This is a genomic window from Kibdelosporangium phytohabitans (assembly GCF_001302585.1).
In the GTDB taxonomy this organism is placed as follows: domain Bacteria; phylum Actinomycetota; class Actinomycetes; order Mycobacteriales; family Pseudonocardiaceae; genus Kibdelosporangium; species Kibdelosporangium phytohabitans.
Window position 1 is genome coordinate 258162 of sequence record NZ_CP012752.1, and the last position, 13757, is coordinate 271918.

Here is a 13757-nt window from a genome sequence, read left to right on the forward strand (position 1 = left end):
GATGAAACATGGGAATCAACTTCGACGAGCTCAAGAACAAGGCGCAGGACCTGGTCAAGGAGCACGGCGACAAGATCGAGGACGGCGTCGAGAAGGTCGGCGAGTTCGCCAAGAAGAAGTTCGGGCACGAGGACAAGGTCGACTCGGTCGTCGACAAGATCCAGGACATGATTCCGGACAAGCCCAAGCAGGACAACGCGTGACGACGACCATCACGCGCAAACCCACGATCCTGACCTGGCAGGGCATCGGCTCGGCCAGGCTGGAGTCGGTCCGCCTCCTGGTCGCCGACAGCCGCTTACGGGCTTCCGGCCGGATGATCGCCGCGGCGACGGCGGGCACCGAGGCCTACAGCGCCTCCTACGAGGCCGCCACCGACCAGTCCGGCGGCTTCCACCGCCTGCTGATCAGGGCGACCACGGCCGAGGAGGAGCGCCAGATCTCGGTCAACCGCACCGAGGACGGGACCTGGCTGATCGACCGGGGCCAGGGCACCGAGCGCTCGGCGTGCGGCGGCGCGCTGGAGGTGGACGTCGCCGGATCGGTGCTGTTCAACTCCCTGCCGATCCGCAGGCTCGGCCTGCACCGGGAAGCCGGGCGGCACGAACTGCCGGTCGTGTACGTGTCACTGCCGGACCTGTCGGTCCGCGTCTCGCAGCAGACGTACACGACGGTGTCCGTCGGCGACGACACCTCGGTGATCAACTACACCCACGAGGAGTTCACCGCCGACATGACCGTGGACGGCACCGGGTTCGTCGTGGAGTGCCCACCGCTGGTGCGCCGCGTCTGACCGGCGCTAACCGGGAACCGACCACGTCGCCGACGCGTAGCCGGGAGCGACGTTCGGGTCGGTGCTGAGGGACCTCACCTCGAGGCTGTGCGGCCCCGAGGTGAACGCGCCGCTGTTGAGCGCGATCCGCCACTGGCCGGCGATGCCGGGGCCGTCCACCGCGGTCGGGATGCCCGCGACCCGTTCGGTGTCGATGTACACCTCGAGCCCGGCGAGCCCCGCCTGCGTCTCGGCGCCGACCGCCGCGACCTCGAGCACGACCCGGCCGCGGGTGACGAACCGGTTGTCCTTGATCGCCTGACCGGACGCGTCGAGGAACGTCGTGCTCATCGCCGCGAGCGTCAGCGGCGGACGGGTGGCCGGTCCCGGTGCAGGGTCGGCCTGTTCCCGCGACGGCCGCGTGGCCGGGTCCGGGACCAGTTCGAGGTCGACGTGCTGCACGACCGGGGAGACCGCCGGTGTGACACCGCGGACGGTGATCCGCAGCTCCTTGCGTTCACCGGACAGCACGAGGGCGTCGGCGGGCAGGTCGGCGACGATCGGGAACCGGAAGCTCGGCGCGAACACGTGCCCGTCGACCGCGGGCCGTGCCGGGAACACCCGCCCGTCGACCTCGACGGTGAACGGGGTCATGGGTTCACGGAGCGTCGTGCGGACCGTCATCCGCAGCTGCCCGCCGAGAACGCCTTTCATCAGCTCGGTTTTCGAGTCCCTGGCGGGGTTGGTCGCGGTGATCCGCGGCGGCGGCACGAACGCTGGCGTCTCCGCGCTGGACAGCCCGATCGTGTCGATCCCCACGTAGCTCAACCCGTTGGGCGGCCCGACGAACTCGAACAACGGCGTCGCGGAGGTCCACGGTGGTACGTACGCGCTGCTCGCGATCCTGGCCCCGTTGCGCCACAACGACAGGCCGTCGGTGCGCAGGACGAGCTCCCAGCGGGAGCTGAGGCTGGTGCGGCGGGTGATCGCGACCGGCTCGGCGCCGGGCAGGGTGACCGTTTCCGCGGTGATCTTCACCCGCAGCGTTCCCGGCGGCATCGAGCTGTCGATCAGGTCGGCGGGTCCCGGCACGAGGCCGAGCAGCAGCTGGCCGTCCCGCGCCGGGTAGTCGGTCTCGATCATCATCCGGCCGAGTTCGCCGCCGTTGTCCTTGAGCTGCAAGGGAGTGCGTGACCGCAGCGCCACGGATTCGCTGCCACACGCGGCGCTGATCACCAGCCTGCGGGTGTCGTCACCGACGCCACGCGACATCCGGGCGCACGCGGCGTTGTTCGCCAGCCGCCAGCGCGCGGGATCGGGCACGACCGTGCCGTCGAAGTGGTCGACCAGCGCGTACCGGCTTTCGTCGGGCCGGGCGGTCGACGGCCGTTCGCGTGCCGTCGACGGTTGCGACCGCTGGCCGTATGAGTCGACGGCCCGGACTTCGACCTGGTAGTCGACGCCGTCCTCGAGACCGTCGAACTGCACGGCGTTGTCGGCGACCAACTGGTTGTGCACGACTCCGCCTTCGCCGCGCAACTGGACGTCGTAGCCGGGGTCCTTGCCCGACCACGTCGCCTGTAATCGGTGCGGCCCGGGGACGACCACCAGTCCGCTCGGTTTCTCCGGCCGTGGCCCGGGTTTCGGCACCAGCGCGCTGTCGCCCGCGAACTCCTTGACAGTGGTCTGGACCGGCGGAGCAGGCGGTGGCCTGCCTTCGGTCCGCGTGTCGGCAGCACGCAACGCGATCACGGCGCCCGCGACCACAACCAGCCCCCCGGCCGCGTAACCGGCCCGGCGCAACACACGACGCTCCACCCACCCAAGCTAGGCGGGGATGTGCCTTGGTTCACATTTCGTTGCCTGGTCGATACCGAACCCCGCGCCTACACCGTCAGCGCGAAATCCCCGTCCAAACCGACGATCCGGCCGCCTCCCGCGCCGAGCCCGAGCAGCGCCTCGCGCACGTCCGGCGCTGTCAGGTCGATCCTGCCGGGTTCACGGGGTGCGCCGCGGTGGTCCTGCAGCGTCTGCCAACCCCGGTGCCCGGCTTCCACGGTCGCCCCCAGCGAACCCGTCGACGCCAACGCCCCACGCGCCGCGCCGAGCCTGCCCAGCGCGTCGTCGACCGCGTCGAGCAACGGTCCACGGTTGCCTTCACACATCGCACGAACCAATTCCGGGCGCGTCCCGGCGACACGAGTGCCGTCGGAGTACGAGCCCGCGGCCAATGCCAGCGCGAGGTCCCCGCCGTCAGCACCGACCGCGGCGAGCACGGCAGCCAGCAGATGCGGCAGGTGCGAGATCCGTGCGACCGCGTCATCGTGTCCCGCGGCGCTCGCGGGCACGATCCGGGCGCCGCAGTCCAGGACGAGCTGGGCCACGTCACGCCATGCCGCCACGTCGGTTTCGTCCTCGACGGTCAGCACCCACGACGCGTCACGGAACAAGTCCGCGGACCCGGCGGCCCAGCCGGACGAAGTCGTCCCCGCCATCGGATGCCCGCCGACGTAGCGAGCACGGGAGGCGGTCTGCCGGACGGCCATCTCCACAGGTGCCTTCACGCTCACCACGTCGGTCAGCACGCATTCCGGTGCGTGCGCGGCGACGGCGGCCAGTGTCTTGTCCACTGCGGGCAACGGGACCGCGATCACCACGATCGCGTCCCGCTCCCTGGCCAGCCGCAGCGCGCCATCCACTCCGGACTCGACGGTGAACCCGTCCACTGTGGCGGCTTCGGCATCCACAGAGGACGTGGTGAATCCCCAGACCTGTCTGCCCGATTCACGCGCCGCGCGCAGCAGGGAACCACCGATGAGCCCTAGTCCGATCACGCACAATGGCCGCACGGACCACATCCTGCCCTATCGCAGCGTGTCCAAGGCAAACGCGGCGTACATCGCTACTCCGTTGGCCAGCGCGGACTCGTCGAAATGGACACGGTTGGAGTGGTTCGGGTCGGCGTCGGCGGGCTCGACACCGGGCGGGCAGGCGCCGATGAAGGCGAACGCACCGGGAACTTTCTGCAACACATAGGAGAAGTCCTCGGCGCCCATCATCGGCGCGGGCATCGGTTCGGCGTACCGCTGACCGAGAACCGCGCCGGCCAGGTCGACCACGTGCGGCCCGATCTCGTCGTCGTTGACCGTCACGGGATAGCCCGGCATCAGGTCGACCTCCGCGCGGCAGCCGTACGCGGCGGCGATCTGGTGGCAGAGCTTGGGCAGCTCCTCCCGCATCGTCGCCCTGCTCGCCTCGGACAGGGAGCGGAACGTGCCTTCGAGCTCGGCCGACTCGGGGATGATGTTCCACGTGGTGCCGGCGGTGATCCGCCCGACGGTGGCCACGACCGGCTCGAACACGCTGATCCGCCTGGTCACCAGGGTCTGCAGCGCGCCGACGATCGCCGCGGCGGCGGGCACCGGGTCGAGCGCGTCGTGCGGGATCGCGCCGTGCCCGCCGCGGCCGATGACCCGGACCACGAACTGGTCGGCTGCGGCCAGCATCGCGCCCGCTTTGCTGCGGACCACACCGGACGTGCCCGTCGCGGTGATGTGCAGGGCGAACGCCCGCTCGATCGGCCGTCCGCCCGCGTCCAGCACGCCTTCCTCGATCATGTGCTTGGCGCCGTGGTAGCCCTCCTCACCGGGCTGGAACATGAAAACCACTCGCCCGGCGAGCGCGTCCTTGCGGCTGCACAGCAGCCGCGCGGCCGACACGAGCATCGCGGTGTGCGTGTCGTGGCCGCACGCGTGCATCGAACCGTCTACTTCGGAGGTGTACGACAGTCCGCTGTCCTCCTGGAGGGGGAGGGCGTCCATGTCGCCGCGCAGCAGCACCGTCGGACCGGGCTTCGCGCCGTTGAGCACGGCGGTGACCGAGCTGCACGACTTGCCGGTCATCACGTGCAGACCGAGGCCGTCCAGCGCGTGCACCACCGCCGCCTGGGTCTTCGGCAGGTTCAACCCCTGCTCGGGGTGCATGTGGATTTTGCGGCGCAACGCCACCGTCCGCGGTTGCAGTGCACGGGCCGCTTCGACGAGACCGCTGAACCTCGGGTCGGTAGCCAGCTCGGAAACGGACGGTGACTGGGTCGAACGTTGGGCGTTCATGTCTTCGATAGTGACATTGCGGGCGCGCCGATGGGTGCTGGTTCTTCCGGGTGAACGCCAACCGGAATACGGTGTGCACATGTCTCTCCAGGAGCCAGTCGCCGGCTTCGCGGTAGCGGTCGTCCGGGAGGACGGCAAGTGGCGGTGCGACTCCATGGGCGCCGACGCCCTGCGCGAACTCGACTCAGCCATCACCGAACTGCGCAAACTCCGCTCGACCGGGGCGGTGTTCGGCATGCTCGCCGTCGACGACGAGTTCTTCCTGCTGATCAGGCCCAGTCCAGCTGGTATGGCGCTGCTGCTGTCGGACGCGGCCGCCGCACTGGACTACGACGTCGCGGCGGACGCGCTCGACCTGCTGCGCGTGGACCCACCGGACGAGGAGGACGACGAGCTGTGGCCGGAGGGCTCACTCGACATCCTCGCCGACCTCGGCCTGCCCGCGCCGGAGCTGCAGGTGATCACGGCCGAGGTCGACCTCTACCCGGACCAGCAGCTGCAGATGATCGCCCAGCGCTGCGGCTTCGCGGGAGAGTTCAACACGCTGCTCGACCGCATCCAGCAGTGACGGTCGCCGACGAGCACCTGATGGCGTCCGCGCTGGTCGTGGCGACGGAGGCCACCAGAACCGGCGACGTGCCGATAGGCGCGATCGTGCTCGACCCGTCCGGCGAGGAGCTGGCACGGGCCTGCAACGCGCGTGAAGCCCTCGGCGACCCGACAGCCCACGCGGAGATCCTCGCCCTGCGCGCGGCAGCCCGTGAACTGGGCGACAGCTGGCGCCTGACCGGCTGCACCCTGGTCGTGACCGTCGAGCCGTGCACGATGTGCGCGGGCGCGTTGGTGCTGGCCAGGATCGAACGGGTGGTGTTCGGCGCGTGGGAGCCGAAGACCGGGGCGGCGGGCTCGCTGTGGGACGTGGTCAGGGACCGGCGGCTCAACCACCGGCCGGAAGTGGTCGGCGGAGTGCTGGAGCAGCAGGCCGCGGACCTGATGGCGGAGTTCTTCAGGTCACATCGTATGTGACGCAGATCACATTACGGTGTGTGCGGCCGGTGGGCGGGAACTCCGTAGCCATGAGTGGCTTCGACAAGATGAAGGACAAGGCCGAACAGCTGATCGGCAAGGGCAAGGAAAAACTCGGCCAGACGACCGACAACGAAGACCTGGAAGCGGCGGGCAAGCGCGACCAGCTCAAGGGCGAGGTCAAGGAAACCGGCCACGACGTACGCGACAAGGCGGCAGGCGCGGTGAAGGACGCGAAGGACGCCCTGCGCGACGACAAGCGGTGACACGACCAGCCCTCGCACGGTTAACGGGGACGTCCTGGCAAGCCGCACGAAGCCGTCCGGTAAGCTCTCCGGCGGTAGCGTGTCCGAGCGGCCTAAGGAGCACGCCTCGAAAGCGTGTGAGGGTTCACGCCCTCCGTGGGTTCAAATCCCACCGCTACCGCCAGCCTCAGCCGACGTGTGTCCACGGAAAACGTGGACCTCGTCGGCTGGTTTCGTTTTGGGGGGCCGAGCCCCCCAATCCCCCCCACGGTGCGAGCTCCTTCTGGACCAGCGCTGGGCGCGTTTCGTTTTTACCAGCGGTGCTCGCGGGGCGGGCGTCTTGGGGGGTCTTGGGGCCGAGCCCCATGGTGCGGGCTTCTTCTGGATCAGTGCTGGGTGTGTGTCGTTTTTACCAGCGATGCCCGCGGGGCGGGCGTCGCTTTCGTTGCGTGTGGGTGCCGGACGAGCCTGAGGGCTGTCCGGCGTTGTTGTGTCGGATTGTTATGCGGCGGGGCGGTCGAGGAAGGTGGGGACGAGGGTGGTGAGGGCCTGGTGGTGGGCGGTGGTGATGTGGGTGGTGCCGGGCAGGACGGCGAGTTCTGATGAGGGCAGGCCTGCGATGTCGCCGTTCACGCCGCCACCGGTGAGGCGGAAGAGTTCCACCGCGTGCTCCGGGCGGACGATGTCGGAGTCGCCGATGATCGTGAGGACTGGGGCGCGCAGGGCCTTGATCGCGTTGTCCGGGACGGCCGGGGTGGCGCGGACCATGTCCTTGATCTTGGTCACGAGCAGGTCGAAGTTCTCGGGGCGCGGGTTGATTCGCTTGTACTCGTCGTGGAACGGGGTTCCGTAGAGGTTTTCCGGCTGGATCTGGTCCATCATCTCCAGGTGGCCGGGGTGGAAGCCGGTGTTGTTGATCGTCGCGGACATGAAGACGAGCTTGTTCACCTTGTCCGGGTGGTGGACGGCCATTTGCATCGCCACGCCCGCGCCCATGCTGTAGCCCCAGACGTCGGCCTTCCGCACGCCGATCTTGCCGAGCAGGTCAGCGGTGTCCTTCGCCATCTGGTCCAGGCGCAACGGGCGGTTCACGATGTCAGCCGTGTGGCCGTGGCCCTGCTGTTCGACCGAGATGACCTTGCGGGTCTTCGCGATGCCGCCGATCAGCTCGTCCCATGAGGTGCCGGTCGCGGAGAACGCCCCGTGGATCAGCACGACCGGTGGCTTGCCGCGGTCCTTGCCGTGCACCTCGTAGTACATGCGCAGCCCGTTGACGTCCGCGTAGTGCCCGCGTCCGCCCGCCGGCTCCGCGTCGCCGTGTGCGGCCGGGCTGATGGTGAGGACAGCCCCTGTCAAGGCAGTGATGACAGCAGCGGCGATCTTCTTCATGTCCTGCTCGCTTCCGCTCGATCTCGGTCTTTGCCCACGCGTCGAGCGAGCCGACAGCGGATCGACACACGCCACCGAAAAAGTTCCGGTGGCGTGTGCGCTGTGCTCCTACCGGCCTGCGACGTAGATGTCACCGTCGGCGATGGCCACGTCACGGGCGCTGGACGCGCCGCTGGCCAGGATCCGCGCCGGGTCGCGGAAGTTGCCGATCACCTCGACGCGCTGCACGGGCTTGCGGGTCGGGATCACGGTCTCCGCGTGCCAGTCCCTGCCGAGTGTCGTCAGGTAGGCCTCGATGTTCGGCTGGCCGTCCCTGGTCGCGTACACGCGCCACGTCGCCAGGCCGACCGGTTCGATCTCCCTTGTCCGCACGCCGCTGGCGACCTGCTTGGTCTCCCATGCGCGGCCGTTCCACACGCTCGCCTGGTTCAGCGGGGTGCCGGTGGTGTTGTCGAACGTGAACCACAGCAGGAACGGCCTGCCGACGCTGCCGCCGACCTGCTGGATGTAGTCCGGTGACTTCAGCGTGCCGGTTGGCCGCTCCAACGGCGTTTCCGCGACCTTCAGGTGCGTTTCCTGGTCGGCGTCGTCGATGTCGTGGCCGAGGTCACGCCAGCTCGCCGAGTAGAAGTGGAGGTTGTACGGGTTGAAGACCGCGTAGTAGATGTTGCGGTGGTAGTAGTCGTGCACGTGCTGGGTCGGTCCGCCGCCCGCGAGCGTGTACACGATGTGCACCAGGCCGGTCAGCGGGTCCTGGCGCAACTGTCCGATGTAGATCTCGTTCATGTTGTCCGGCCGCGCGGTCGAGCCGATCGCGAACGGCTTGCCGGTCAGTTCGGCCGAATTGCGCCACGTACGCCCGTTGTCCTTGGACACCAGGTACTTCATCGGCCGCGTGTCGGTCGGAGTGACCTTGTCGATGTCACGCGTGGTCTCGCGGTAGAACACGAAGAGTGTTCCGTCGAACGCCTTGAACGGCATCGGGTAGCTGGCTGCCTTGCCCGCGTCCACCTCGTACGTGGACCAGTCCCCGTCGAGGGAGTGCGGCTTGGCCGAGCGGCTGATCACCGTCGCCGTGTTGTGCATGCCGCGCACCAGCAGCACGTGCCCGTCGTTGGCCTGGATCATCGTCGGGTAGTTGTGCGAGTCGGACTCGCCCTTGGCGATGAACTTGGGCGCCGACCAGTTCTTGGCCCGGTGGTCGTACGCCTGCACGTAGGTGTCGGCGTCCTTGCCCGACCACGAGATGAATGTCTTGCCTGCCTTGGCGTCGTGGATGCCACCCGCGACCGGTCTGCGGTCGGACCGGGACGCGACCTCGGTCGCCGTTGTCATGACTGTGAACGACTGCGCTGCCTGGACGGCCGGGGCAAGCGCCACCGCCGTCGCCAGGACAGTCAAAGTCGTCAGGATGCGCTGCGTTCGGCGCATAGAACTGCCTCCTGGTCGTCACTACCCAGGCGGCGGGAGCGACCCATGGTCGCACATCGACTGCCACCAGTGAAGAGGCCTAACAGTTGCCTCCCCGTACTTCCCTCGTTCACTCCGCCGGGGGACGATGCCTCGGTTGATTTCACGAGGGAGGACAGAGCGTGACCTCATTCTTACGCGGTCTCGCCGTGGCGGCGTCGGTCGGACTGACCATGCTGGTCGCGGTGCCGGGCGCGAGCGCCGCGCCGAGCCAGGACGTCCTGATCGGCGAGGTCTACGGTGGTGGCGGCAACTCCGGTGCCACGTTGACCCAGGACTTCGTCGAACTGACCAACGCCGGGTCCGCGCCGGTCTCGCTGGCCGGGTGGAGCGTGCAGTACCTGCCTGCCGCGCCGAGCGCGTCGAGTCGCTGGCAGGCCACGGCTCTGTCGGGCAGCGTCCAGCCGGGCAGGGCGTACCTGGTCAGCGAGTCGAAGGGGGCGGGCGGATCGGTCGAACTGCCCACCCCGGACGCCGTCGGCTCGATCGCGATGGCCGCGGGTGCGGGCACGGTCGCGCTGGTGAAGAGCACCGAGTTGCTGACGTGCCTGACCGCCGCCGACTGTGCCGCTGACGCCCGGATCCATGACCTGGTCGGGTACGGCAACGCTACTGTCCGTGAAACCGCGCCCGCGCCGGGCACGGCCAGCACGACGTCGTCCGCCCGCGTCAACAGCACGGACACCGACAACAACTCGGTGGACTTCGCGACCGGCGCACCGAGCCCGCTCAACGCGGCGGGCCAGGGCCCCGGCGGTGGAATTCCGCCGGTTTCCGCGAAGATCCACGACATCCAGGGCGTCACCCGCGTGTCCCCGTTGGCGGGCAAGAAGGTCGCGGACGTCACCGGTGTGGTCACCGCGATCCGCGCCTTCGGTCCGCAGCGCGGTTTCTGGTTCCAGGACACCGCCGTGGACGCCGATCCGCGCACCAGCGAAGGTCTTTTCGTGCTGACCGGTACGGCGACACCGAACATCAAGGTCGGTGACGCGGTCGCGGTGGCGGGGACGGTGAAGGAAGCGCTGCCCAACGACGACGCGAACTCCGCCTTCCAGTCGGTGACCGAGCTGACCGGCGCGACGTGGACCGTCTCCTCGGCAGGGAATGCCTTGCCGCAGGCCGAAACCATCGGTTCGCTCCCGGCCGGTTACGTGCCGTCGGGCGGCAACATCGACACGCTCGAACTCCGGCCGGCCGAGTACACATTGGACTACTTCGAGTCGCGCGAGAACATGCGCGTTGCCGTGTCCGATGTGCGCGTCGTCGGGCCGACGACGGAGTTCAACGAGTTCTACGTGACCCTGCGGCCGAACGAGAACCCGACGGCCCGCGGCGGAACCCTGTACACCGGTTACGACCAGCCCAATCCCGGCCGCTTGAAGGTCATGTCGCTGATCCCGTTCTCGCAGCGGCCTTTCCCGAAGGTCAATGTGAACGACAAGCTCACCGGTCTGACCGAGGGCCCGCTGGAGTACTCGAACTTCGGTGGATACACGCTGCAGGCCACCACGCTCGGCGAGGTCGCGGGCGGCGGGTTGCAGCCGGAGAAGACCCGCAAGCAACGCAGCGGTGAACTCGCGATCGGCACCTACAACGTGGAGAACCTCGACCCGGGCGACGAGCAGACCAAGTTCGACCGGCTGGCCGACGGGATCGTGACCAACCTGGCGAACCCGGACGTCGTCGCACTGGAGGAGATCCAGGACGACAACGGCGGCACGAACGACGGCACCGTGTCGGCGGACCAGACGCTGCGCAAGTTCACCGACGCGATCGTCGCCAAGGGCGGCCCGCGCTACGAATGGCGCCAGATCAACCCGGTGAACAACACCGACGGCGGTGAACCGGGCGGGAACATCCGGGTGGCGTTCATCTTCAACCCCGCCCGCGTGTCCTTTGTGGATCGAGCTGGCGGTGACGCGACCACGCCGGTCCAGGTCGTCACCCAGCGCGGCAGGCCGGCGCTTTCGGTGTCACCCGGCCGGATCGACCCGGCCAGCGAAGCGTGGAACAGCTCGCGCAAGCCGCTGGCCGGCGAGTTCCTGTTCCAGGGCCGCAAGGTCTTCGTGGTGGCCAACCACTTCAACTCCAAGGGCGGCGACCAGTCCGCGCACGGCCGCTTCCAGCCGCCCAGCCGGGTCAGCGAGCAGCAGCGGATCAAGCAGGCCATCGCGTTGCGCGGGTTCGTCGACAGCGTGCTCGCGGTGGACCGCAAGGCGAACATCGTGCTCGCCGGTGACCTGAACGACTACCAGTTCTCGCCGGCGCTGGCGGAGCTGACCCGCGGCGGCGCGGTCAAGGACCTGATCGACACGTTGCCCGCCAACCAGCGCTACACCTACGTGTTCGAAGGCAACTCACAGGTCCTGGACCACACGCTGACGAGCAAGGCACCGCGCGGCGTGGACTATGACGTGGTTCACATCAACGCGGAGTTCGCCGGTCAGGCCAGCGACCACGACCCGCAGGTGGTCCGCCTGCGGCCGAGCACCGGCGACGACCTCCTGGACGCCCTGCTGGACCTCCTGGACCTCATCGAGCAGCTCCGAGCGCCCCGTGGGTAGTGTCCACTTTGACACGAAGAGGAGGCGTGTAGATGACTTCGGACAATCAGGACAAGGCAACCAAGCGTAGGCCAAGCCACGCGCTGCCGGACGACGCGGACGGCCCACACCCGCTGATAGACCTCTCCCGTGACCCGCACCCGGGCGTAGCGGACCACGCGAAGCCAGACAACGAAGACGCGAACTGAGACGAACAGCGAACGAACGCCGGGTCTGGCACATCCCAGGCCCGGCGTTCGCGCACGCAGAGCCGACGCCAAGGCGACGAGAGGGCGCAGTTCGAAAGAGCGACAGGGCCGAAGGCCCGCGCGAGAGAGGCCGGGGGGCTTGGGGGGTCGTCCCCCCAAAATGACTACGGACGACCCGGTCTGCGCGTTCCGCAGACACAGGTCGCCCGAGTCCGTGCGGAGGATAGGGGATTTGAACCCCTGAGGGCTTTAACACCCAACACGATTTCCAATCGTGCGCACTAGGCCACTATGCGAATCCTCCGTCGGAGAGCTTACCGGAGGTGGTCCTGACCTCCCCAAACGGGGGTCTCACGGGCGTGCGACGAGGGCAAACGCGCACGGCGCCGGACAGCCGGGCGCCGCGGGCCGACCGGAGGCGGGCGCGCGGGCTCGGATCCCTGTCGCGTGACCCGGAAAAATTCGGGTCGTGCATGAATTGTGGAATGGGCGGATGGAACAGGAAACCGCGAAGCCCGAGTCGTTGCGGACCGGGATCACCTTGGGTGCTGCCGCTGCTGTTTCTGCTGCTGCGTTTGTTCGCCGTGTCGGATTACGACTGGCACACGGCTTTCGCTGTGGTGAACACCCTGAACCCGAAGGACGGGATCGCCATTTTCGTCGGGACGGTGATGGCTGATTCGGTTGTCGCCGGGGTTGTGCCGGCTGTCCTTCTGCCGTTGAGTGCCGCGCAGCTTGTGCGGGCGCGGGAGTCGCATGGTCCGCAGGGGACGTGGCTGGTGGTCGCCTTGCTGGTCGCTGCGGCTGTCGCGTACACGATCACCAATCATGCCTGGTGGTTGCCGGTGTCGGCGGTTGTGATCACGGTCGTGCTCGGCGTGCTCGGCGGGCTGGTCGGCTGGGCGGGGCGGTCGGCTTCCTGGTGCCGCGGGTCGGGTTGGTCGCGGTGGTGACGCTGTTGTGTGCGGCCGCTGTCGTGCGCACGCCGTGGGTTCCGTTGGAGAAAATCGAAACCACTGAGGGGCCTGTGCTCGGATATGTCATGGAGGTTTCGCCCGGTTGCATGCACGTCCTGCATTCCGAGGATCGCGGACTCCACATCATTCTCAGCGGCATTGTCCGCTCCCGGCAGGAGCTCATCGGGTCGCATTAGGTCCTGTGGCCCATGACACGGGATTACCCACTGTCGCCGGTCGTGTTCGGGTGGTTAGCTCCCTGGCACACGTGATCTTGCTTTGAACAGCTGTTGAAAACCCGTCGGCCAATTCCCCGTCGGCCGTGAACACGCGCGCGCTTTTCAGCAATGTCCCGCCGCCTGCAAGGGAAGATCCATGACCAAGTTCCGCAAGTCCGTCGCCGCGGTCCTCGCCGCCGGTGTCCTCACCCTCGGCTTCGGCCCGGCCGCGACCGCCTCGGCCGAAGCGCCCGCCACCACACGCGTCTCGAACGACCAGGCCCAGACGAAGCTCGCTGCCTTGCGCCAGATCGTCACCACGCAGAACGTCGACGAGCTGCTGACCCGGGTCGACGACCCCGCCACGGTGAAGCAGCTGACCGCCGCGCGTGCCGAGCTGGCGGCGCAGGAAGGTCAGCGCGCACAGGACATCGACGTCATCGCCGAGCTGAAGAAGTTCGCGAAGTTCGCGCAGCCGATCATCGTGGCCGGCATCCGGTACGGCGGTCCGGTCGCCGCCGCGTTCGTCGCAGCCCTGCCGCTGATCGTCCCGCTCATCCCCAGTCTCAACGCGTTCGCCCCGATCGTCGCGATCCTCGCGCCGCCGATCGCGTTGCTGATCGGGAAGGGCGCGCCGATCCTGGCCGACCTGATCGAGTCGATCGAGATCGAGGGCGTCGACGAGTCCACCGCGAAGCAGACCCTCGCCAGCCACCTGCGGGACAGCGGCTTGCCGCCGCTGTCCGCGACCATGTTCGGCGGAGTCCTCGCCGGGCTGTTCGCCTGACCCCGGAACGGAAACCACCGGAGGACGACT

The 13757-nt window shown here is 68.3% G+C and carries 13 protein-coding genes and 2 tRNA genes; 9 read left to right on the plus strand and 6 right to left on the minus strand.

Annotated features, from left to right (window positions below; translation table 11 throughout):
* The first annotated feature begins 8 nt into the window (after positions 1-8).
* Both AOZ06_RS01230 and AOZ06_RS01235 read left to right on the plus strand, forming a co-directional pair.
* On the plus strand, positions 9-203 hold the full coding sequence (locus AOZ06_RS01230) for an antitoxin (RefSeq protein WP_054287709.1): 195 nt from the start codon (positions 9-11) through the stop codon (positions 201-203).
* Positions 200-793, plus strand: coding sequence for a putative glycolipid-binding domain-containing protein (locus AOZ06_RS01235; protein ID WP_054287710.1), 594 nt, complete (start codon positions 200-202; stop codon positions 791-793). The genes AOZ06_RS01230 and AOZ06_RS01235 overlap by 4 nt, the downstream gene beginning before the upstream one ends.
* Positions 794-799: 6 nt before the next feature.
* Here AOZ06_RS01235 and AOZ06_RS01240 read toward each other — a convergent pair whose 3' ends face one another.
* The 3 genes from AOZ06_RS01240 to AOZ06_RS01250 form a co-directional block, all read right to left on the minus strand.
* Positions 800-2590 (minus strand): fibronectin type III domain-containing protein, encoded by a 1791-nt coding sequence (locus AOZ06_RS01240; RefSeq protein WP_157232748.1) that lies wholly within the window; start codon positions 2588-2590, stop codon positions 800-802.
* 68 nt (positions 2591-2658) lie between these two features.
* Positions 2659-3630, minus strand: a complete 972-nt coding sequence (locus AOZ06_RS01245; RefSeq protein ID WP_179950799.1) for a prephenate dehydrogenase — start codon at positions 3628-3630, stop codon at positions 2659-2661.
* Between the two features lie 6 nt (positions 3631-3636).
* Complete coding sequence (locus AOZ06_RS01250) at positions 3637-4884, minus strand: M20 metallopeptidase family protein (RefSeq protein WP_054287713.1); 1248 nt, start codon at positions 4882-4884, stop codon at positions 3637-3639.
* 79 nt (positions 4885-4963) lie between these two features.
* Between AOZ06_RS01250 and AOZ06_RS01255 the strand changes: the two genes are divergently transcribed.
* From AOZ06_RS01255 to AOZ06_RS01270, 4 genes are all read left to right on the plus strand, one after another.
* Positions 4964-5452: a tRNA adenosine deaminase-associated protein gene (locus tag AOZ06_RS01255; RefSeq protein WP_054296334.1), complete on the plus strand. Its 489-nt coding sequence runs from the start codon at positions 4964-4966 to the stop codon at positions 5450-5452.
* A gap of 20 nt (positions 5453-5472) precedes the next feature.
* Positions 5473-5910, plus strand: a complete 438-nt coding sequence (locus AOZ06_RS01260) for a nucleoside deaminase (protein WP_054296335.1) — start codon at positions 5473-5475, stop codon at positions 5908-5910.
* A gap of 50 nt (positions 5911-5960) precedes the next feature.
* Positions 5961-6176, plus strand: a complete 216-nt coding sequence (locus AOZ06_RS01265) for a CsbD family protein (protein WP_054287714.1) — start codon at positions 5961-5963, stop codon at positions 6174-6176.
* 73 nt (positions 6177-6249) lie between these two features.
* Positions 6250-6339 (plus strand) — tRNA-Ser (locus AOZ06_RS01270).
* Between the two features lie 317 nt (positions 6340-6656).
* Here the strand turns inward: AOZ06_RS01270 and AOZ06_RS01275 are convergent.
* The gene (locus AOZ06_RS01275; RefSeq protein WP_054287715.1) at positions 6657-7544 is read right to left on the minus strand and encodes an alpha/beta fold hydrolase; all 888 of its coding nucleotides are present in this window, start codon (positions 7542-7544) and stop codon (positions 6657-6659) included.
* A 108-nt stretch (positions 7545-7652) separates the two neighbouring features.
* Positions 7653-8975 (minus strand): BNR-4 repeat-containing protein, encoded by a 1323-nt coding sequence (locus AOZ06_RS01280; RefSeq protein WP_083471439.1) that lies wholly within the window; start codon positions 8973-8975, stop codon positions 7653-7655.
* Positions 8976-9187: 212 nt separating this feature from the next.
* Here AOZ06_RS01280 and AOZ06_RS01285 point away from each other — a divergent pair, with 212 nt between their 5' ends.
* Positions 9188-11578: an endonuclease/exonuclease/phosphatase family protein gene (locus tag AOZ06_RS01285; protein ID WP_054296337.1), complete on the plus strand. Its 2391-nt coding sequence runs from the start codon at positions 9188-9190 to the stop codon at positions 11576-11578.
* Between the two features lie 405 nt (positions 11579-11983).
* Here the strand turns inward: AOZ06_RS01285 and AOZ06_RS01290 are convergent.
* A tRNA-Ser gene (locus AOZ06_RS01290) sits at positions 11984-12070 on the minus strand.
* A gap of 241 nt (positions 12071-12311) precedes the next feature.
* On the opposite strand from AOZ06_RS01290, the gene AOZ06_RS01295 reads away from it, so the two are divergent.
* Positions 12312-12719 carry a hypothetical protein gene (locus AOZ06_RS01295; protein WP_054287716.1) on the plus strand — a complete coding sequence of 136 codons (408 nt, stop codon included), beginning with the start codon at positions 12312-12314 and terminating at the stop codon, positions 12717-12719.
* A gap of 378 nt (positions 12720-13097) precedes the next feature.
* On the plus strand, positions 13098-13727 hold the full coding sequence (locus AOZ06_RS01305) for a hypothetical protein (protein ID WP_054287718.1): 630 nt from the start codon (positions 13098-13100) through the stop codon (positions 13725-13727).
* The last annotated feature ends 30 nt before the right edge of the window (positions 13728-13757 follow it).